Source organism: Flavobacterium sp. N1736 (assembly GCF_025947065.1).
Lineage (GTDB): Bacteria > Bacteroidota > Bacteroidia > Flavobacteriales > Flavobacteriaceae > Flavobacterium.
On the sequence record NZ_CP109994.1, the window covers coordinates 2,261,446 to 2,283,652 of the forward strand.

18 protein-coding genes and 3 tRNA genes are annotated in these 22,207 nt (G+C 37.0%); 12 read left to right on the forward strand and 9 right to left on the reverse strand.

Features of this window, described 5'->3' with window-relative positions; genetic code table 11:
- Positions 1-234: 234 nt before the first annotated feature.
- Positions 235-4,503, forward strand: coding sequence for an alpha-L-fucosidase (locus tag OLM54_RS09415; RefSeq protein ID WP_264538327.1), 4,269 nt, complete (start codon positions 235-237; stop codon positions 4,501-4,503).
- A 60-nt stretch (positions 4,504-4,563) separates the two neighbouring features.
- Here the strand turns inward: OLM54_RS09415 and OLM54_RS09420 are convergent, their stop codons facing one another.
- Positions 4,564-5,352: a phospholipase A gene (locus OLM54_RS09420; RefSeq protein WP_264538328.1), complete on the reverse strand. Its 789-nt coding sequence runs from the start codon at positions 5,350-5,352 to the stop codon at positions 4,564-4,566.
- Positions 5,353-5,938: 586 nt separating this feature from the next.
- Here OLM54_RS09420 and OLM54_RS09425 point away from each other — a divergent pair.
- From OLM54_RS09425 to OLM54_RS09445, 5 genes are all read left to right on the forward strand, one after another.
- Entirely contained in the window at positions 5,939-6,688 is a 750-nt protein-coding gene (locus OLM54_RS09425; RefSeq protein WP_264538329.1) for an SDR family NAD(P)-dependent oxidoreductase, read from the forward strand.
- 184 nt (positions 6,689-6,872) lie between these two features.
- The gene (locus OLM54_RS09430; RefSeq protein ID WP_264538330.1) at positions 6,873-7,301 is read left to right on the forward strand and encodes an organic hydroperoxide resistance protein; all 429 of its coding nucleotides are present in this window, start codon (positions 6,873-6,875) and stop codon (positions 7,299-7,301) included.
- A gap of 53 nt (positions 7,302-7,354) precedes the next feature.
- Positions 7,355-7,576, forward strand: a complete 222-nt coding sequence (locus OLM54_RS09435) for a hypothetical protein (RefSeq protein ID WP_264538331.1) — start codon at positions 7,355-7,357, stop codon at positions 7,574-7,576.
- 37 nt (positions 7,577-7,613) lie between these two features.
- The gene (locus OLM54_RS09440) at positions 7,614-8,633 is read left to right on the forward strand and encodes a sensor histidine kinase (RefSeq protein ID WP_264538332.1); all 1,020 of its coding nucleotides are present in this window, start codon (positions 7,614-7,616) and stop codon (positions 8,631-8,633) included.
- A complete protein-coding gene (locus tag OLM54_RS09445; RefSeq protein ID WP_264538333.1) occupies positions 8,614-9,381 on the forward strand; it encodes a LytR/AlgR family response regulator transcription factor in 768 nt (255 codons plus the stop codon). The genes OLM54_RS09440 and OLM54_RS09445 overlap by 20 nt, the downstream gene beginning before the upstream one ends.
- A 74-nt stretch (positions 9,382-9,455) precedes the next feature.
- On the opposite strand, the gene OLM54_RS09450 is transcribed toward OLM54_RS09445, so the two are convergent.
- The 6 genes from OLM54_RS09450 to OLM54_RS09475 form a co-directional block, all read right to left on the reverse strand.
- On the reverse strand, positions 9,456-9,638 hold the full coding sequence (locus OLM54_RS09450) for a hypothetical protein (protein ID WP_264538334.1): 183 nt from the start codon (positions 9,636-9,638) through the stop codon (positions 9,456-9,458).
- Positions 9,639-9,665: 27 nt separating this feature from the next.
- Positions 9,666-10,442 (reverse strand): DUF1223 domain-containing protein, encoded by a 777-nt coding sequence (locus OLM54_RS09455; RefSeq protein ID WP_264538335.1) that lies wholly within the window; start codon positions 10,440-10,442, stop codon positions 9,666-9,668.
- A 241-nt stretch (positions 10,443-10,683) separates the two neighbouring features.
- Complete coding sequence (locus OLM54_RS09460; RefSeq protein WP_264538336.1) at positions 10,684-14,370, reverse strand: hypothetical protein; 3,687 nt, start codon at positions 14,368-14,370, stop codon at positions 10,684-10,686.
- A 191-nt stretch (positions 14,371-14,561) separates the two neighbouring features.
- Positions 14,562-14,635, reverse strand: a tRNA-Arg gene (locus OLM54_RS09465).
- Between the two features lie 30 nt (positions 14,636-14,665).
- Positions 14,666-14,740 (reverse strand) — tRNA-Pro (locus OLM54_RS09470).
- A 15-nt stretch (positions 14,741-14,755) separates the two neighbouring features.
- Positions 14,756-14,839, reverse strand: a tRNA-Ser gene (locus tag OLM54_RS09475).
- A gap of 241 nt (positions 14,840-15,080) precedes the next feature.
- Between OLM54_RS09475 and OLM54_RS09480 the strand changes: the two genes are divergently transcribed.
- Together OLM54_RS09480 and OLM54_RS09485 are read left to right on the forward strand one after the other, a co-directional pair.
- Positions 15,081-16,259, forward strand: a complete 1,179-nt coding sequence (locus tag OLM54_RS09480; RefSeq protein WP_264538337.1) for an acetyl-CoA C-acyltransferase — start codon at positions 15,081-15,083, stop codon at positions 16,257-16,259.
- 72 nt (positions 16,260-16,331) lie between these two features.
- Positions 16,332-17,093: a C40 family peptidase gene (locus OLM54_RS09485; protein ID WP_264538338.1), complete on the forward strand. Its 762-nt coding sequence runs from the start codon at positions 16,332-16,334 to the stop codon at positions 17,091-17,093.
- 113 nt (positions 17,094-17,206) lie between these two features.
- On the opposite strand, the gene OLM54_RS09490 is transcribed toward OLM54_RS09485, so the two are convergent.
- Positions 17,207-18,052: an AraC family transcriptional regulator gene (locus OLM54_RS09490; protein ID WP_264538339.1), complete on the reverse strand. Its 846-nt coding sequence runs from the start codon at positions 18,050-18,052 to the stop codon at positions 17,207-17,209.
- A 120-nt stretch (positions 18,053-18,172) separates the two neighbouring features.
- On the opposite strand from OLM54_RS09490, the gene OLM54_RS09495 reads away from it, so the two are divergent.
- From OLM54_RS09495 to OLM54_RS09510, 4 genes are all read left to right on the forward strand, one after another.
- On the forward strand, positions 18,173-19,159 hold the full coding sequence (locus OLM54_RS09495) for an aldo/keto reductase (protein ID WP_264538340.1): 987 nt from the start codon (positions 18,173-18,175) through the stop codon (positions 19,157-19,159).
- 310 nt (positions 19,160-19,469) lie between these two features.
- Positions 19,470-20,075 carry an NAD(P)H-dependent oxidoreductase gene (locus tag OLM54_RS09500; RefSeq protein ID WP_264538341.1) on the forward strand — a complete coding sequence of 202 codons (606 nt, stop codon included), beginning with the start codon at positions 19,470-19,472 and terminating at the stop codon, positions 20,073-20,075.
- Between the two features lie 2 nt (positions 20,076-20,077).
- A complete protein-coding gene (locus OLM54_RS09505; protein ID WP_264538342.1) occupies positions 20,078-20,356 on the forward strand; it encodes a putative quinol monooxygenase in 279 nt (92 codons plus the stop codon).
- Between the two features lie 17 nt (positions 20,357-20,373).
- The gene (locus tag OLM54_RS09510) at positions 20,374-21,354 is read left to right on the forward strand and encodes a zinc-dependent alcohol dehydrogenase family protein (protein WP_264538343.1); all 981 of its coding nucleotides are present in this window, start codon (positions 20,374-20,376) and stop codon (positions 21,352-21,354) included.
- A gap of 85 nt (positions 21,355-21,439) precedes the next feature.
- Here the strand turns inward: OLM54_RS09510 and OLM54_RS09515 are convergent, their stop codons facing one another.
- Positions 21,440-22,147 (reverse strand): class I SAM-dependent methyltransferase, encoded by a 708-nt coding sequence (locus OLM54_RS09515; RefSeq protein WP_264538344.1) that lies wholly within the window; start codon positions 22,145-22,147, stop codon positions 21,440-21,442.
- Positions 22,148-22,207: the final 60 nt, after the last annotated feature.

A 22,207-nucleotide genomic window follows, 5' to 3' on the forward strand; every position in this document is an offset into this window, starting at 1 on the left:
ATTTAGTAGTTTTTTTATGATGTTTTATTCAATAATAATGAATATATTCGTATTATATTTATCACAAAACCTTAATTTTCAAATACTTAAAACAATAAAAACCTATCATTCTTTATTTTTAAAGATCATCAAAGCCCGCCTTCTGCATTAGCAACTACAGCAGAAATAAGATTATTTATTTGAGGAACAGAGCATACAGTGTTACTTACTATTATCAAAACCTAAATTAATCTTATGAAAAAATCTGCTTCATTACCGCCTGTGCTTACAGACGAAGAATTGCTTACCAAAACACAAAAATACACCTTTAAGTACTTTTGGGATTATGCATCGAGTTCAGGAATGGCATACGAACGTATTCCTGTTGAAGGAGCAGCCGGAAATACTGTTACTTCCGGCGGTTCCGGATTTGGAGTAATGGCTATTTTAGTTGGTATCGAAAGAGGTTTTATTACCAGAGAAGAAGGACGCCAGCGAATGGAGAAAATTGTTGATTTCCTGACTAACTCCGCAACAAATTACAAAGGTGCTTTTGCCCATTGGATGAATGGAAATACCGGCGAAACCATTCCGTTTAGTACAGATGATAATGGCGCCGATCTGGTCGAAACATCATTTATGATACAAGGTTTGCTTACGGCACGTCAGTATTTTAATCAGCCCATTTTAACCGAACAGGATTTAGTTGTTAAAATCAATATCCTTTGGAACAATGTCGACTGGAACTTTTTTACATTTGGATCAGACAGGCTTTACTGGCATTGTAATAATGAGTTGCAGAATGTGCTTAAATTGCAGATTATCGGCTGGAACGAATGTATGATTACGTATCTGTTAGCTATTGCTTCACCAACTCACCCCATCGCTCCCGGTTTATGGCAAAGCGGTTGGTCATCAGGCAGTACCTATAAAACCAAAAATCAAAAGTTTTATGATATAACGCTTCCTGTTGGCAGAGGAAGTGCAAAAGGCGGCCCATTATTTTTCTCTCATTATTCATTTCTCGGGTTTAACCCAAAAAATTTGCGGGATAGTTATAATGACGTAAATTATTTTCAGCAAAATCAGGCTCATACCTTGATAAACAGAGCGTATTGTCAGGAAAATCCGTTGGAATATAAAGGATATGGCGAGAATAAAGCCTGGGGACTAACGGCTTCTGATGGTCCTGTAAGTTACAGCGCACATTCACCCGGAAACGACAAAGGTGTCATTGCGCCAACGGCAGCTATTTCTGCAATGCCTTATACTCCCAAAGAATCATTAGCTGCCCTGAGGTATTTTCATGATCAGTTGGGAGCTAAAACATGGAACGAAAAAGCCGGATTTTTAGACTCTTTCAGTGAAACAGTCAATTGGAGCGATGCCAGTTATTTGGCAATCGATCAGGGTCCGATTATTTGTATGATAGAAAATTACCGTTCCGGTTTGCTTTGGGATTATTTTATGTCGGCTCCAGAAATTCAGACAGCATTAGGCAAACTGCAATTTAAACCGGATTATTATCCGCGTCTCATAATCAGAGAACCGCTTGTATTAGATAATTTTGAAAACGGACAAATCAACTTTACAAATAAAATAAATATCAATCCGGCAGGCGCTACGGAAATTACTGTGGTAAATAATCCAGACAAAACCGGATCAAACCAAAGTAATAAAGTCCTGAAATTTAAACGACTTGACAATGCCATTAAATGGGCAGGATTTTTTTGTACGCTAAAAGAACCCCTTACCGAGTATAAGTATTTGTACATGAAGTATTATCGCAATAATCCAAACTCTCAGATCAGAGTTAATATTGGAACTGAATTCCTGCCTCAAAGTCCACTGGATAAAGTAAACGAATGGGGAGTTGCCGTATTTGATTTATTGACGAATAAGGTAAAAGATATCAGCAGTTTTGGTATTCAGCCTGATTTTACTGATAATCGTGCCGTTGGAGATATTGTTTATATCGATGAGTTAACTTTTAGCGATACAGAAATTGATATTAATCCTTTTTATAATAACAATCCTAAAGAACTCAAAGCTACTAATATACAAGCCAATTCTGTTTCTTTATCGTGGGATGTACTTCCGGGAATAACTTCATTTGACGTTTTTCAAGAAGGTGTTTTTCATCAAAATGTTACCTCCAATTTTATCACTATACATAACCTGAATTCATTTGATATTTACTATTTCTCAGTAAGAGGCCGCGATGACAATCTGAACCTTTTTACTAAAATGAGCAATAGTCTTTATATAACAACAGAAGAAACAAAAACACATAAAGATCTACGGATGGCGTGGTGGCGTGAAGCGGGTTTCGGGCTATTTCTGCATTGGGGCGCTTACTCCGGACTGGCAGGACATTATACAGGACCAACTTTAATAAAATCCGGTCCCGGCATTGGACCAGATTACTGGATGCAGGATTATTACTCTGCTTATCGTCCGGAATGGATTAATCCTGACGGAACTATTAAAATTGATCCCGCGACAGGAGAACCTTACGCGCGCGGTCAATATGCAGAATGGATTATGTTTGCAGCCCAGATTCCGCGAAGCGAATACAAAACGCGCTGGCAGCAAAATTTTACGGCGCAAAACTTCAATGCTTCCGAATGGGTAAGAATGGCAAAAGATGCCGGCATGAAATATATTGTCGTTACCGCCAAACATCACGAAGGTTTTGCTTTGATACACACCCATCACGTTGGATATAATATTCAGGATGATACCAATATTTCGGCAGATATTTTGAAAAATTTGGTAATTGAAGCACATGCGGCAGGATTAAAAATTGGATTTTATTATTCGCAATGTCTCGATTGGATGAATCCGGGAGGAATGGGCTGGATACCTCAAAATACAACACCCAGTCATGAAGCTTCTTATGATGAAAAAGCACAATATACTGATACGATTGTTGTACCTCACATTCAAACCATGATTAATGATTACGATATTGATTTGCTTTGGTGGGATATGGGTGAAGGCAGTACACCTGAATTTCGTTACAGAATGATGAAAGCAATTAAAAACATTCCCGGATCTGAACGTTTGATATTCAATAACCGAATGGAAGATGGTTTGACCGGAGATTATTTTACCCCGGAACAAAACATTCCAAGTATGCCACCAAACGGAAACGGAACAGATTGGGAAACTTGCATGACCATGAATGATAATTGGGGATATGATGCTTATGATCCGCGCTGGAAAACCGAGAAAGATTTAATTCAAAAGTTAATTGATATTATCAGTAAAGGAGGTAATTTCCTGCTCAATATAGGTCCTGAAGGAGACGGAACATTTCCGCATGAAGCCGTAAACAGACTGGATGGTTTTGCAGCCTGGATGGCTATAAATAAAATGGCTATAGAAAAAGCACAGCCAAGTCCTTACACCAAACAATTATCCTGGGGACGGGCGACCCGCAAAATTACAGACGGAATACAATATCTCTATCTGCATATATTTACTGATAACTGGCCTACGGACGAAAATTTACTTGTTCCCGATTTGCCCGAAGGAAGTATTGTAAAATCGTATTTCCTTGCCGATACTACCAAAACAGCATTAAATATAACCCCAAATGACAAGGCTTCGGGATATATTATTCCTGTTCCTGCTGCTCCGCTGGATAGTATAAGTACAACTATTGTTTTAGAAATGTCAGGTATTGTCGATATTCTTATCAGTTTTGTTAAACAATACAAAGATGGTACACTTAATTTAAATGCGGTCGATGCCACTACAACCGGATTGAGTATTGAAAACGGACCACTTTATAATCTCGGTTCATGGACTGATGATACTAAATTTGCAACCTGGCATGTTGAAGTTATTCAACCCGGAAATTTCGTTTTGGATGTTATTGTATCCGGGTATTCAGGACAATTTGTACTAAAAGTAAACCAAGCAGATCAGGGACCGTATCCCTTCACAACAGCAACAACTGATTTTAATAACTATCAGACTTTATCCATCGGAATGCTTAATTTACCTGTTGGAATTTATAATATAGAGCTGCATCGTATCTCAAATGGAGGCTGGAATCCTGTAAATGTGCGTCAAGTTTCAATTCATGTTCCCATAGATACCACTCCTATTATCAATCAAAATGCAGACAGAATGCTTATTCTTCCTGCTCAAAGCGCAATATTACACGGAAGTGGTATCAAGATAGAAAACGCACCCAATTATAATATTGGCGGATGGACAAATGCAGCTTCTTATGTAGCATGGAGAGTCAAAATAAATGTGGCAGGCATCTACCATTTGCAAAGTGAGCTCGCGGGTTATTCAGGTAAATTCCAACTAAAAATAAACGATAGTTTAAGTATTATTTATCCGTTTACTACAACTAATAATAATTTTACAAACTATCAAATCAAACAATTGGGTAATGTTTATCTGGAAGAAGGAATTTATTATATTGAATTACACCGTATTTCTAACGGAGCATGGGATCCCGTAAATGTTCGTAATATTACCTTTTATCAGGATCTGCTATAAAATGAATTTGTATCAGAGATAGTAGCAAGGCATTCTTGCTGCTTCTCTCATACAAAAAATTTAAAAAATCCCCATATTTTCAGGTTTGATTGTAAATCCTAAACGTACCATACTTTTGTGTTCCTGATAATCGATCAAACTTTCTGTGTAGCCCACAAACCATTGAAGCGTAAGATAATAATTCTCAGTTTTGTATGGTCTCCAGTTAACTTGTGTCTGCAAAGATCCATAATTAATAAGACCACTTCCCTTTCTGAAAAGAATGTCAGCACTCCATCTTCCGGGTTGTATTTGATAAGTGGCGCTCGCTTCGCCGTATCCAACATATTTGGTAAGCTCCGGATTATCTTCTTTATCAACAAGCGGAATCCATCCTCTTAGTCCAACAACCCATCGTGGCGAAATTTGTGACTTTAGCGAAAAAGCAAGCATGTTCCAGGTTCTGGAATAAATAGAATCCCTGCCGTTTGATTCATGTTCTAATGAAATTGTTCCATATGTTAACCTTCCTCCTTTTAAATAAAACGGACGTACGATGGCAACACCGGGATTAAAATTAATTTCGGCAAAGGGTTTTGAATTGGCATAAATATCCCAAAAAGCTTTTTGAGTATATAATAAATACGGAAAAAAACCGCCCCACAAAGGTTTTGATTTCAATCGTAACTTAAAACTCACCTGATATTTTACATCGGCAGTATTGCGGGTAATATCAGTATTAATGGGCACACCGGTTAAAAAATAATTATCTCTGTGTACAGAAAAACTAGGCTCTTTCAAGAGCGAATCTGCTGCCCGAAAATTTTTCTTCTCTTCTAAAATTTGTGAATTTGCTTTGAATGAAAACAAAATAAAAAAAATCAATAGATACTTTAAATGCATTTATATGGATTAAATTGGGATTATTTTTTAATTTTTATAAATGTCCTTTATTTCAATGAATGATATTGGCTCAATAAAAATAAGTGTTAACCCAAAAAATTATAACAAATATAATAATAGATTCAGCTGAAAAATTGCCTCTTTTACATATTCAATTGTATGTTAAAACGCTGGTGATTTTACCTATTTATTCCTAATTTTATGCATTAAGAAAATTGACCGTACATACGGCTCCCCAATCAATTTACCTTAATAAAATTCCCTTTTGATCTGCATTATAGTTATTCCCTCTTTTTTATGAATGGTGCAAACCAAATTCATTAGGGCTTGCCAATGTCCGTAAACTGCTGTGCACATCACACCTTACATCTAAACAATTAAAAAACAAACAATTAACTCAGAACACTTTAACTGAGTTCCTGTCCAATTTACCCCCCGCTTCGCCCATTTAAGCCACTTTGTGATTAAATATGCTGGAATCGCAAAATATCTTTGCCTCAGAAATTTAAAACACATTTCAACTTAAAATTTTATTCATTATCAAACTTATATTATGAAAATTCTTGAAAACAAAGTAGCCCTTATTACAGGTGCAGGTGCCGGTATTGGAAAAGCAACCGCTTTGCTTTTAGCCGAAAATGGCGCAAAGGTAGTTGTGTCAAACATTAGTAAAGAAAACGGTCAGGCAGTTGTAAAGGAAATAATTGAAAAAGGAGGCGATGCCATTTTTTTTAAAGCCGATGTTGCCAGCGCTGCTGAAAATGAAGCCCTGGTTGCCTATACCTTAAAGCATTACGGACAACTGGACATTGCGGTGAACAATGCCGGTATTGTTGGTCCATTCGGGCTGACGGGCGATTATCCGCTGGAGGACTGGCAGAAAGTAATCGACGTAAATCTCTCGGGTGTTTTTTATGGACTGCGCTACCAAATACCAGCCATGATCGAAAGAGGCGGAAGTATTGTCAATCTAGCGTCTATCCTGGGTCAGGTTGGAACCAAGTTTTTGCCTGCTTATGTTGCGGCAAAACATGGTGTGGTAGGTCTTACCAAAGCAGCAGCACTGGAATATGCAGATAAAAATATCCGTATTAATTCTATCGCGCCGAGCTACATTAAAACACCGCTGGTAATGAAAACCCTTGACCAGGCAACTATTGATACAGTAGTAGAATCACTACCGCTTGGACGTATGGGCGAACCTGAAGAAATAGCAGAACTGATTCTGTTTCTGGCATCTCCTAAATCATCCTATGTTACCGGAGGCTATTATCCTGTAGATGGCGGTTTTTTGGCTCAATAGCCATAAGAAACACCAAAATTTGCACAATTAGAACATCTGAAAAATTAATAAAAAAATATCCGGCATAGCAAATGTCCAGTTCACCTTTCAATTTGTCGGCTTAAACAATATAGCCATAGGCTGAGGCTTAAAACCAGACTAATTTTGATCTATAAATTCATAACAACTTAAATTTTTACAAAAAATGGAAAACACAATCCCACAACCAGAAAAAGTGCTTTATACAGCAAAAACACGTACTACAGGAGGCCGCGAAGGCTCAGCTCAAAGTTCTGACGATCGTTTGAACATTAAACTTACATCACCGGGCGCAGCGGGTCCGGGTACAAACCCAGAACAATTGTTCGCAGCAGGATGGTCTGCCTGCTTTATTGGAGCTATGGGTATTGCAGCAGGAAAATTAGGCATCAGGCTGCCTGCTGACACTGCAGTAGATACCGAAGTAGACTTATATCAAACAGGCAGTGAGTATTATTTACAGGCACGCTTAAACGTTAGCCTTCCGGGTATCGATAAAGAAACTGTAAATACGATCACAACAATGGCGCACCAGACCTGTCCTTATTCTAAAATGACAAGAGGAAACGTAAATGTTACCATCACTGCAGTCTAAGTTATTTGGGTCAGCACTGTTTAACAGTGCCGACCCTTTTTAAAACAAATACTATGAAAAAAATTAAAAATACTGTCTCTGCCCTTTCCTTGAAAACGCATGCGCAGTTGGATACTTTTGACCATCTCAAAATCAATAAATCAGATTATTCATTTGACAATATGTATTGTAATAATGAAGTCTTGAGAGAGGTAATACTGGAAACAGAAAACCCATCATGCGAAACAGGAATGCTAATGGATATGATGGAAAGTGATGAAGCTCTTTGGATTTAAAAAAATTATACCTTTATACAAACTAAACACACTGATCATGAAAAAAGAGAGAAAAATGTTCCAAGTTTCCTGGCGTGTGATTTGGGGAAGCTCCCTTGTATTGGGCATACTGGCTTCAATTCCTAAGCTGTGTGAGCAGAATTCCAAAATTAGCGACGCACTCATTAATTCTTCTATTTCTTTTTTCTTTTCGCTTTTTATCTGGTACTACAATATTTATGCGCTTCCTAAATTTACATCCCGCGGAAGCAGTAAAAATTTCCTCAACGGAAGACTATTTCTCAGTGTGATAATAGGAATGATTACCATGATACTTATTGTGATCGCTCATGAAGAACTCTTTTTGGTATCAAGATCAGATGCGAGGGTTATGTTTGAAATATTGAGTTTTCTTATTAACCTTATTGTTTATATGTTCCTTCATCTGTTATTCCAGAATTACAAAACTCAGCAGATAGGTTTTGAATTGGAGCGAACTATCGCTGTTAATTTAGGTGCGCAATACGAACTTTTAAAACAGCAGGTAAATCCGCATTTTCTCTTTAACAGTCTCAATACATTAAAGTCGATGGTTGAAATGCAGGATCCCTCCAGTGCTGACTTTATTTTAAAACTTTCCGACTTTTATCGTTTTACACTCGAGAGCAGAAAACTCGACATCATTTCTTTAGGCGAAGAACTTCAAATTCTCGAAGCCTATACATATTTATTAAAAGCCCGTTTTGAAGAAGGGTTTGATGTAGAAAATCAGATCGAACCTAAATATTATCAATGTGGCATTCCTCCGTTTGCACTGCAGCTTCTTATCGAAAATTGCATCAAACACAATATAGTCTCACTTGACAAGCCCCTTAAAATCAGATTGTACACTGAAAATGACTTTGTGGTTGTTGAAAATAAAATACAGCTAAAAATGGGAAGTTTATCAACCGGCGTAGGTCTTGATAATATCAACCAGCGTGTTTTACATCTTACTGACAAAGAGATTGAAATTGACAAAAATGAAACTGAGTTTAAAGTAAAAATACCTTTGATCCATGACTATACTAATAATTGAAGACGAAATCAAAACAGCCAAAGCGCTGGGGCAAATAATTCTCAGCATTCGTCCGGACGCACAGATTCTGGCATATATTCAGAGTATTGAAACAGCAGTAGAATACCTGAAGGAAAAAGACCAGCCTGATTTAATATTTATGGATATCCAGCTCGCAGACGGGCTATGTTTTGAAATTTTTAAACGAGTCGAAATAATTTCTCCCGTCATTTTCTGCACCGCATTTGACAATTATGCTATTGATGCCTTTAAAGCAAACGGCATCGATTATATACTAAAACCCTTTTCAAGAGAAAGCATAACCCTGGCTATTAAAAAGGCGGGAGAACTAAAAAATTTCTTTCAGAGAAACCAAAAAAACATTCCTGATTTTGATTACCTCCTTACCCGACAGGGAGAACATACAGGCAAGCGAAGTTTTCTGGTATTTAAAAACAATAAGTATGTAACAATTCAAACAGATACCATTGCTTTTTTCTTTATCCATTATGAAACAGTTTCTATTATGACTTTTGACAAGTGCCTCTACCCACTTGCGCAGTCTCTTGACGATGTTTCTAAACTGCTTGCGCCGGGTCAGTTTTTCAGGATTAACAGGCAGTATTTGGTCAACTTCAGCGCCATTAAAGAAGTCGAGCATTATTTTTCTCGCAAATTGCTGGTAAAACTCAGTATTCCAACAGAAGAAAGACTTTTGATAGGCAAAGAAAAAACCACAGCCTTTTTGAGCTGGCTTGAGAACAGATAAAGCAAAAAGCCCTGAATTTAAAGGGCTTTTTTAATACACTAAAGAAATTCCTAAATCTAAAAAGCCACAAAATTTTACGGCTTAATGATTAGAAAAAACTCCCTGATCTTATGCCTTATTTTTGAAACTTTGTCCTTTGCCTCTGCAATAACACCCTGCTGTTCCTCTTTAGAACAAAAATTAAAAGTATCAAAGCATTCCAGACAACAGGCGGTCACCACAATTTCTGCTATCGCCCTAAAAAATATTTTTATCATCACTTTTTAGTTTTAAGTAAATACTAATTAATAAACCGCTTTTGCAGCCGCTATAATCTTTCCTGTACTGTTGTTTTGTATAAAACCTATAATTTCCCAGTGCTCAGCATCAAAACCCAGAGGTTTTAAAAGCGTGACAAATCCTTCTTTTTTGTTTAAAATAGCAACAAAGGTTTGTCTGACAGTCTGCGCATGATGAAGCAAATTCCCTGCATTTTCACCTTTTTTTACCTCTGTGTAAGTATCTTTCTGAATCAACGCAACCAGCAAATTGCTGTCTTTGTACTCTTTCTGCACCTTAAAATCCACCTTTATAAGGCTGTCTTGAGAACGACTTCGCAGCATTAGAGGATCAGACACATTGTGCATGGTTCTGGAAACAGTTCTGTAAAGCGTTCTTTGATCACTTCCTGCAAATTCTGACTGTCCATTAACGATAAACTGTGGCGTATAAAGAATTTGAAGATTCATCCATTCCGCATATTGTTGCTGGCGCGCTGAAAATTTTTGTGAGCTAAATCGGTCTGCCCATCCAAGATTGTTCCAGTAATCAACATGAAAAGCCAAAAAGTAAATTTGTTTATTGCCGGATTCTGCACGCATTTTGTCTATGAGATCTTCAGCAGCCGGACAGCTCGAACAGCCTTCCGAAGTAAAAAGTTCAACCACTGCAAATCCGTTTGTTGGAGCAGATTCCAGATAAGATTTGCCAAGCCAGTTTCTTCCCGGGAACATAAAATAATAACCCGCTACTATTGACAGTATTATGAAAACTGTCCAGGTTCTTTTATCTCTGTTTTTCATATCATTTCTCTTTTTAAATACTTCTAAAATCAGAGTTGCTACATTATGCAAGTACTCTGATTTCTATTATCGTACAAAGGTATATGTGATATGAAACTGCAGAAAGCAGAAAAAGGTAAAGCCGTCAAAATGATGGCTGTAGAGGACAAAACAAACTTTTAAAAACAAACGAAAATAGAGAAAGAAACAAGGTTTGCTAAAACATCAGGAAAAGAAAGCAGTAAAAGAATGCAATTAGAAATCAATATTTAAAATTAAGACCAATAAAAAGAATATTTCCCTCAGCTGAATTGAAATATGCAGCCTGTAAACTAAGCGTATTCAGTCCGCCAAACCAAATTCCGCCACCTTGCGAAGTATGCCATTTTCTTGAAGGATCATCTTCGATCCATACACGGCCGAAATCGAAACCGCCATAAATACCAAAATCAACAGGAAGAAGCCCAGTTTTAAAACTCGTGATTTTCAGGATAAGATTAGAACTGTCGTACAAACTGCTTTTTCCGCTAAAACGCTCATTGCGATAACCACGTAATCCATGATTTCCTCCGAGAGACGAAGCGTGATAAAAATTATAATTATCCCCAAAAATAACCCTTCCCTCTACAGTTGTTTGAAATACCAAATTTCCTGAACTGACTAATTTGTCCGTCAGTCCTAATTTTGCCAGAATATATCCAAAATTATTATCGCTGTTTGCCGTATTAAATTTCCATCCCGCTTTTGTTTCCGCATACAATCCCTGAGTTGGAAAATCTTCTGCATCCCTGTTTTTATAAAGCAACGATGCTTCTGCGCCTAAATAATTCTGATGTTCAAAAACCGACGGCGCAAAATTGGTGCTGTTAAAATAGCGGTCGTCCATTTCTTCAATTTCATACGATTCAAAAAGCCCTTTTATTTTAAATTTACGATATTCCAATCCCGCACTTAGATTGGTCTGACGGGTTCGGGCACGATTGTAATCTTTCCCCAAAGTCTGATCTTCGTTGATGGTTTCATTTCCATATCCAAAAAAATTGTTCGAGAATTTCGCGCCTGAAAAATAAGCTTCTGCCACAAAATTAATATTAGGGAATATATTGAAAAAAGTACCGCTGTAACCTGCTTCTGCAGATTGATACATAAAATAATAATTAGCAAAAAGCTGGTGAATCTGTTTGTGCGGATTTCCATTGAAATCATTATAAGTATATTTATCTTTCAAACCCAGAAATAATCCGTCATCAGTCACAAACCCTATCACGGGAAGCAAGACATTATTACTCGGGATAAAATATCTGAAATGCAGATTATTAGTTTCATACAAAGATGACAATTGTTTTTTTGAAGGTTTATCATCATCTATAATCTGCTGCTCATAATCGTAATCATAAATGCGCGCTTTTTTATTGTTGTGAATCTTATAATGATCCGTTCCATAACCACCAATCATTCTTATAAGATTTTCCTGCTCACCATCTCCATCCACGATAAATTCATCATCTCCATTAAGTCCGTAAAGCCAGACTTCACAAGATTGGTGCGAATTAATCGTTGCTGTATAATAGGGCATATTGCTATTTTCTTCCGTAGAAATAGTTATGGTAGTATTCCCTTCCGTTTGTCTGCTTATATGAAAAATATCTTTTTTGTCCGTTCCATGAATCACAACTTTATTACTGATAAAATGGGCATATTCCTGAGCAATTTTATCCAGATTTTTTAATCTGTTTTTTAATTTAGTTTTGATGACTTCTAAATCCTGATCCTGCAGTTCTACAGGCAGTTTCAAAAAGGCACGATCTATGGTTTCACTGGAGAGACTTTGCTGAATCGAGCGCGCTTCATCTATCCAAACCGCTTCATCATAAGGAGAAATAAATAGTTTATCAAGATTATAAGCTTCAGAATTGAACCATTTTACATCTTTTAAATCATCATCATACGTCTGCCAAAAACGGGTTTCGGGAAGAATCCTTTTTATCGAACTAAAAGCTATTCCGCCAAATTTTGAAAAAGAAGCGTCTCTGTCACGCGGAATCGGAGCATAAATCCCTCCTTTACTTCCATTTTCATGAAGTGCCCAGCGCCATTGATCTTCGTGGCGATCCCAGTCGCCTATTAGCATATCAAAAATTCTGGATCGAATATACTGGCGTTTGTCAATTGTATATTTATCACTTTTACGCAGGTTTTCTATTACTTCCGTTGTACCCGTAAAATCAGTTATGGGTCCTTTGCTTTCTGCAGATGCATATTGATATCCTTTAAAATTTTTCTGTTCTTTTGACGCCCTTTCCTCAATATAATAAAGACCGTCCCCATATTTTTCATTCAGGTTTCCAAATCCCTGCTGTTTGGGAAAATAATATAATTTGATATTAGAATGATTGATTTGTGCTGCATCTGCTATATCGCTCACGGCAAGCTGTGCATAAGGATGTGCCGTTGTAAAAAAGTCCGAAACCAGTTCTTCGGCAGCCGTATCTTCATAAGCTTCAGGATCAAAAGCCAGACCTTTTAACTTAAAACGCAAAAATTTCACGGCGTCTTTCCGCAACGAGCGCATTACATATTGCCTGCCGTCTTTACCTACTACTCGTAAGGATTGTGACTGATGACCGCCGCCTTCCTTCACAATAGTAAGACCACCGTAAAGCGTGTCCAGCAACGCTGTTTTTACCGTTACAGGTTTAGAATAGGCTTTGCGGTAATGTTCGCCCCATAAAAGCCGGTAGAACCCTGATTTTGATGTTTCTTCATTCGTTAAAATCTGTGCCTGAACTACATCGGGAAATACTGTTTTCTCGTGCGTAGTCAGCGGTTTTTCAATTATCGGAAGCGGTTTAGTCAGTTCATGTCTGTACAATAATTTATCCTGATTGAAACTATGAAATTCAACCGCAGAAGAACCATCCTCATAATAATTAAGTTTCGCATATCCGTATTCACTGCTCGTAAAAACGCCCTGATAATTTAATTTCCCTCCAACGGCGGTTATCGTTCCCTTTGCTAACTTTGTTGCTTCACTTTCAGAAAGTGATCCGCTGATGATCTGATGGATTTTACCTCCTTCCAAATATTGCAGATTGCCTTCGTGCGCCGAGACAATCGTAATATGATCTGAAAGTTTGGCAAGAGCCGTTACAAACGAAGTGAGTTCCCTGTATCTGCTATACGCCACGTCCTGCGGATTGGTCCCGCCCAGTTTTCGAACTGCTTTATCAACAGAACCTGCAATTGGCAAAGGTTTCATATAGTCATTAAAACTGTATTTTCCGCCATGTTTTCCATTGCTAAATAAGGGATGATGCATGGCGATAATAATATTTTTGAATTCCGCATCACGAATCATTCCCTCTAATTCTTCCAGAAAACGTCTTCTGGTTTTAATGTCCGGAGAATATTCATTGATATATTTTATTTTATCCCAATCTGAAATATACCACTGCGAATCAATAAAAATAATTTCGAGATTATCCCCTAAAGATACACTGCTTAAAGGTCCGCCTTTTTTAGGAAGAAATATTTTGGCGTCACCCGTCTGCTCCATAAGGAAATCCTGTATCGCATTGTTTTTGCGGTTGTCCCGATATTTCCATTCATTTTCTCCCGGAATAAAATAAGTTTTCCGCTGGTATTCTTTCACAGCTGCAACCTGTTCCTTTAAGATTGTTTTATCGGCAATACTATCGGCAGAAGCAGAAACATTGTCTCCTAAAAATAAAACAGAAGTATTCTCGGGTGCTTTTTTTATGATATCGCTCAACTCCTGAAGATGACCATTTCCTGTACTCTTTTCTCCAAAACCTCCGGCAAGATAAACGGTATTCGTGATTTTTTGCCCGGAGGCGGCGGTGCTTTCTTCCTGATGCTGCTCTTTGAAGGTAGCACATGCCATTAACAGCAATAAACTGCAGAATAATGAAAGGGTCGTTTTTTTCATGTGATCATGTTTAAATGAAAAAATAAAATTTGTGACGCTAACCGATGGGGAGATTATTCGTGTAATGAATCTTTACAGACTGTAAATCAAAATAGTATAACAAAATTAATCATTAATTTTATTATGTTATAGTAACATTTGTGAATATTTGATACAAAACAAAAAAGCCACTCGGTTTGAGTGGCTTTTCGTGAACGCAGAAGGATTCGAACCTTCGACCGCCTGCTTAGAAGGCAGGTGCTCTATCCAGCTGAGCTATGCGTCCATTTTTCTTTAAACTTATGGCAAAGTTTTGTCGGGGTGGCAGGATTCGAACCTGCGGCCTCCTGCTCCCAAAGCAGGCGCGATAACCGGGCTACGCTACACCCCGAAGGCAAAAATTAAGCGGAGAGACAGGGACTCGAACCCTGGCGACGGTTACCCGTCGACAGATTAGCAATCTGCTCCATTACCGCTCTGGCACCTCTCCAAGCTCAAGGAAACATGTCCTATTTTGCGGTTGCAAATGTAAGACAACATTATATTACTCACAACTATTTTTGCGCTTTTTTTAATCTTTTTTTAATCTTTTTCTTAAACCGCTTCACAATCAAACGAATAGAATTAACAAAAAATTCATATTGAATTTAAAATCCAATCGAATTGATACAAAATTTGAATTTATTTAAATAAACAGTAAATTTGCTTGATTAACTAATATTAAACAGAAAATGAACAAAAGAGTTGTTATCGTTTCTGCCGTTAGAACACCTATCGGAAGTTTCATGGGAGGTTTATCTACCGTACCCGCACCAAAATTAGGTGCTGCCGCTATAAAAGGAGCACTACAAAAAATTAACCTTGACCCAAAATTAGTTGATGAAGTTTTCATGGGCAACGTCGTTCAGGCGGCAGTTGGACAAGCACCTGCACGTCAGGCTGCACTTTTTGCCGGCTTATCTGAAGAAGTTGTCGCTACAACCGTAAACAAAGTTTGTGCTTCAGGAATGAAAGCAGTAATGTTTGCTGCGCAGGCAATTGCTTGTGGCGATGCGGAAATAGTAGTAGCCGGAGGAATGGAAAACATGAGTTTGATTCCGCATTATGTACAAATGCGTAACGGAAACAAATTTGGTCCGGCAACAATGCTTGACGGAATGCAAAAAGATGGTTTGACAGATGCTTACGATAACAACGCAATGGGAGTTTGCGCTGATTTATGTGCGTCTGAATACAACATCAGTCGTGAGGAACAAGACAATTTTGCCATTCAGTCTTATGAAAGAAGTGCAAAAGCCTGGGATGCCGGAAAATTCGACAACGAAATTGTTCCCGTTGAAGTTCCGCAAAGACGTGGTGAACCAATCATTGTTTCAAAAGATGAAGAATACACTAATGTAAAACTGGACAAAATTCCTTCTTTAAGTGCTGTTTTTACAAAAGACGGAACTGTTACGGCCGCAAATGCTTCAACCATAAATGACGGAGCTGCCGCTTTAGTTTTAATGTCTGAAGAAAAAGCAATTTCATTAGGATTGAAACCTCTAGCCTATATAAAAAGTTATGCCGATGCTGCTCAGGAACCAAAATGGTTTACAACAAGTCCGGCAAAAGCATTACCAAAAGCCTTAGACAAAGCAGGAATTGCAATTGGCGATGTTGATTATTTTGAATTCAACGAAGCATTTGCTGTTGTTGGATTAGCCAATTCAAAAATCCTGAATCTGGATAACAATAAAGTAAACGTAAATGGCGGTGCTGTTTCACTAGGACATCCGCTGGGATGTTCAGGAGCCAGAATCATTGTAACTTTACTAAATGTTTTAGAACAAAACAATGCAAAAACTGGAGCTGCAGCTATTTGCAATGGTGGTGGCGGTGCTTCGGCAATTGTTATCGAAAGAGCTTAAAATAATAATACATTAAATCAGGAGTTATTTTATAAAAATAGCTCCTGATTTTCAACTTATAAATTACCTTAAATGTTCGGAATTTGCAATCTAGCCATAGTACCCGTTCGATCTGAACCAAGTGACAGAAGTGAAATCGTTACACAACTTTTGTTTGGCGAGCACATCGAAATTTTAGAACGCCAAAATCAATGGGCGCGAATAAAAATTCAGTTTGATGATTATGAAGGCTGGATAGATTCTAAACAATATCAGGTAATTTCTGAAGAGCATTATAATCAATTAAGCAAAGAAGCCATTATTTTAAATGCAGATTTAATTGATTATATCACTGCGCCGGACAATTTATTGTTACCAATTCCGCTTGGCGCGTCCTTAACTTTTTTAAATAACAGCGAAATCAATACTTCAAATTTTGATTTTGAAGGCACAAAAACCAGTGGTATAAAACCAAAAAACGCACTTATAAATACTGCTTTCATGTATTTGAATGCGCCGTATCTTTGGGGCGGAAAAACACCTTTTGGAATCGATTGTTCCGGTTTTACTCAAATGGTGTATAAATTAAACGGTTACAAAATACATCGCGATGCTTCGCAGCAAGCACAGGACGGAGAACCTTTAAGTTTTATTGAAGAAAGTGAAGCCGGAGATTTAGCCTTTTTCGATAATGAAGAAGGAAACATAATTCACGTTGGCATCATTATGGAAAACAACTACATCATTCACGCCAGTGGAAAAGTTCGTATTGACCGTTTAGACCATTTAGGAATTTACAATCCCGAACTCAATAAACACACGCATAAACTAAGAGTTATAAAGAAAATAATTTAATTTTTTAGCCACAGATTAAAGGATTAAAATGATTTTTTTTACATGAATAAGCAAAAAAAATCCGCAATAATCTGTGTTTTCACTTGCGAATCCGCGTCATCCGTGTGCTAATTTCACGCACTAATACGAATAACTTTCCTAAACTCCGAAGGACTATTTCCGCGTTGTTTTTTAAAGAATTTATTAAAGTGACTTTCATCCGTAAAGCCAAATTCATACGCAATTTCGTTGATTCGTTTATCGCTAAATTGTAGACGATGTTCAATCAGTTTCGTTTTATAATTGCTGATGTATTGCTGCATCGTTTCATTAGCATGTTTCTTAAAATAACGACCTAAATACGTATTCGAAATTCCGAAATAATCACTAATTGATTCCGCTTTTATTCTTTCAGGATAATAAATATTGTTCTGAATATATTGCAAAATATCCATCGCTTTAGCCTCGCAGCCAATGTTTACCTGCTCCGGCAAATACTTTGCTATATTTCTCGCAACCACAATAATCAGGGTATTCACCAATTGCTGAATCAACTCTTTATTATAAACATCTTTATCCTGATGTTCACGAATAATAGCTTCAACCATTACTTTTACCAGACATTTATCGGCATCGTTTTTTAAAATACAACCCGGCTGATGGTTTGCATTTTGCAGAATATATTCTAAACGCTGAATATTCTCATTTTGCAGACTGGAGTTTTTCAAATAAATATCGTTGAATCTCAAAAAGAAAAACTTCGTTTCCGTCTCAATCGTAAAATTATGACAATCCTCAGGCGTCAATAAAAACATATGTCCCGCATCATATTCAAAAATATTTTTGTTGATACATTGCCTTCCGGTTCCGCCTAAAATATAAACCAATTCAAAGAAATTATGACGATCTCCAACATCAGGATATTCATCCAGAGTTTCAAAAGAAACCGTAAACGGCTCATATAAATTTTCTTTTTTCATAACACTGCTACTTATTTGAAGTTGCAAATTTACATAAAAAAGACAAATATATACAAATTAATAGTCTTAAAAATGGTATAATTTTGCCAAGTGAAATTTAAGATTTAAAAATACAACATTATGGAATATAGAAAATTAGGCAATAGCGAACTTGAATTATCAACTATTACATACGGCGCATTTGCCATTGGCGGAAATATGTGGGGCGGAAATGAAAAAGCAGATTCAATTGCTTCCATTCACGCTTCAATCGATCACGGCGTAACCACAATCGATACTGCACCATTTTACGGATTTGGTTTAAGCGAAGAAATGATTGGCGAAGCTTTAAAATCACAAGACCGCTCAAAAGTACAATTGTTAACCAAATTTGGTTTGGTTTGGGACGGAAGCAACAACGGAAAAGGCGATTTCTTTTTTGATGCCGATGACAACGGAAAAAAAATCCCCGTTTATAAATACGCTTCAAAAGCAAATGTGATTAAAGAAGTAGAAGAAAGCTTAAAACGTCTTCAAACCGATTATATCGACTTATTGCAAATTCACTGGCCAGACTCTACTACTCCAATTCACGAAACAATGGAAGCTTTGGAAACCTTAATAAAACAAGGAAAAATCAGAGCTGCCGGAGTAAGTAATTATAGTGCATCGCAAATTCAGGAAGCACAAAAAACAATACAATTAGCCTCAAATCAAGTTCCGTTTAGTATGCTGAATCGCAAAATTGAAACCGATTTGATTCCGCTAACAATGGCAGAAAACATCGGAATTATCGCTTACAGTCCGATGGAAAGAGGTTTGTTAACCGGAAAATATTTCACAGACAGCAAACTAAAAGACAACGATCACAGAAATGGATATTTTGGACAATTCGATCTTCAAAAAGTAAAAACTTTAGTCGAAGAATTGAGTTCTCTCGCAAATGCAAAACACATCACGATTTCGCAATTGGTATTACGCTGGACAACTTTACAAAAAGGAATCACCATCGTTTTAGCCGGAGCAAGAAACGCAGAACAAGCCATTTCAAACGCAAAAACAATGGATTTTGACTTATCGGTTTCTGAATTGGATTTTATCAATCAGGCAATTTCAAAATTAAAATAATATTCATTTACAAAATATTTAAACACATAGAAACATAGCCAATAGAAATTTAGAAAGGCGTTTCACTTATTTAAACAAACATAGCTATGTGTTAGAAACTAGTTTCTTTCAATTACCTTTTTTAGAAAAAGAAAATCTATGCTTCTATGTGTTTAAAAAATCTCAAAATTTAAATAATTAGAATTTGGGCGTGTCCCTTCGGGTCGGGCTATTCGTTACAATCTTTTTTATAAATAGAAAAAAATTATAAAAAAGGATTTTCACTTCTATCCCTCACACAAATCATGAATACAAAAGAACATTTACAATTATGAAGAAAATATTTATCATCAACGGAAGTCAAAATTTTGCACATTCAGGCGGAAAATTCAATGAAACCGTTACCAATTGGACAATCGAATACTTAACAAACAGTAAACAATTCGAAATTAAAACAACCGACATCAAACAAAAATTTGATCTTGATGAAGAAGTTGAAAAGTTCGTTTGGGCAGATGTAATCGTTTATCACACACCGGTTTGGTGGTTTCAATTACCAAACCTTTTCAAAAAATACATCGACGACGTTTTCACCGCCGGACACAACAAAGGAATTTACAAAAGCGACGGAAGATCCAGAACAAATCCGGATATTAATTACGGAACCGGCGGACAATTACACGGACGCAAATACATGTTAACCACAAGTTGGAATGCGCCTGCAACCGCATTTACAATTCCGGGAGAATTCTTCGAAGAAACATCTGTAGATGACGGACCTATGTTTGGTTTCCATAAAATGAATAAATTTACAGGTATGGAAAAATTGGATGGTTTCCATTTTCATGACGTTGAAAAAGGTGCAACCGCAGAAAACATCAGCATCTTTAAGAAAAATTATACCAAACATTTAGAAGAAACCTTTAAAACTTTATAATCATGATTTCAATTACAGCAATTATAAAAAGCAAAAAGGAAAATATTGAAGAAGTTAAAAACATGGTTCAGCATTTGGTTACAGAAACCAGAAAAGAAGAAGCCTGCATTCGTTACGATCTTCACAATATTGAAAACACGTTCATTATCTGGGAAGAATGGAAAGATCAAACAGGGCTTGATATTCATAATAACCAGCCTTATTTACTTGATTTTATTACGAACAGCGAAAGTTTAACCGCCTCACCTATTCAGGTTTACAAAACGGTTCAAATACTATAATTCTAACAAACAAACAAATGAAAGCACTTTTCACAAACACATACGAATCTGATTTTATAATCACAGAAACAGAAAAACCAAGCCCTAAAAAAGGCGAAGTTTTAGTAAAAATACACGCAAGCGGCGTTAATCCGATCGATAATAAAATCAGATTAGGACTTTCTCCTTATGCATCTCCCGTTTTACCAGCCGTTTTAGGAACTGATCTTGCGGGAGTTATCGAAGAAATTGGCGAAGGTGTTACCGATTTTAAAATTGGCGACGAAGTTTACGGACTTGCCGGTGGTGTTTTAGGTCTTCAGGGAACTTTAGCTGAATACACAGCCGTCGATGCAGATTTACTAGCTAAAAAACCAACAAACCTAACTATGAAAGAAGCCGCCGCAATTCCGTTAGTGTTGCTTACAGCCTGGGAAGGTTTGATTGACAGAGCCAAAGTACAAAAAGGCGACAAAGTTTTAGTGCATGCCGGAGCCGGCGGTGTTGGACATATGGTCGTTCAGCTTGCTAAAATCTTTGGTGCCGATGTTTATGCAACTGTTTCTCCTCAAAAAGCCGATATTCTAAAATCATTTGGAGCAACACCGATAGATTATAAAACCGAAGCCGTTGAAGACTACGTGAATCAATATACAGACGGAAAAGGTTTTGATATTATCTACGATACTGTTGGTGGTCAATCACTTGACGATTCTTTTAAAGCAATTCGCCATTATGGTCAAATTGCAAGCTGTTACGCCTTTGGAACACATACTTTAGCAACCGGATCGCTGCGTTCTGCAAGTTTGCACGGTATTTTTGTTTTACACCCAATGATTAGCGGTGAAGGAAGAAAACATCATGGCGATATTTTAAAAGAAACCACAAAACTTATTGAAGAAGGAAAATTAAAACCAATTATAGATTCCAGAAAATTCACTTTAGACAATGCAATAGAAGCGCATAAAGCCGTAAGTGATGGTTCTGCAATTGGTAAAATTGTTGTTGATATTGTTTAAGTTTTTCGCCACGAATTCACGAATTAATCGAATATGTTACGCATAGATTTTAAAAAATAAATTCGTGAATTTGTGGCAAAAAAAATTATTTAATTCCGCCAAAAGCACCAAAACACATATTCTTGTGCAAAATTTCAACGCTTTTAAAACCAACCTTTTTCATCAAATCCAATTGATAATTCATAGATCTTGGCGTATCTTCTTTTTCTACGTAATCCAATACTTTCTGGCGATATTCTGCACCACCAATTCCCTCTAAATAATCGCCATAACGCTGCCACGTATATTCATTCAACAAATCCGTGTCTTGCGTAATTAAATCGGAAATCATGAAACATCCTCCCGGTTTTAACAGTTTAAATATCTTGGTAAAAGTCGTTTCCCAATCTTCATCATCACGTAAATGATGCAAAACCGCGCCCGCCAAAATAATATCAAAATAATTTTCGGTTAAATCAACCTCGCGAATATCGCCATGCTTTACCTCTACTTTACCGTTTGTTGCTGCAGAAACCCTTTCAAAAGCCCTGTCTAACATTGGCAAACTCAAATCGATCAAAGTACAATTCAAATTGGGCACTTTTGAGAGCATTTTTAAAGTATAATTTCCTGCACCGCATCCAATATCCAAAACATTTTGAGCTTGAGGAACAATCCTTTTAGAAGCTTCTGTAATTAATTCCAATGAAATTGTAGCGTCGATTGTTGCAACCTGACCCGTTTCTAAATTCGAAAATCGTTCGACATCATTATCAAAACGTTCTCTGATTTCTTCAATAGTTGATTTTTTCATGTTTCTTGTTTTAGGATTTCACGCAGATTTGGCAGATTTAAAATGATTTCTTTTTACTCG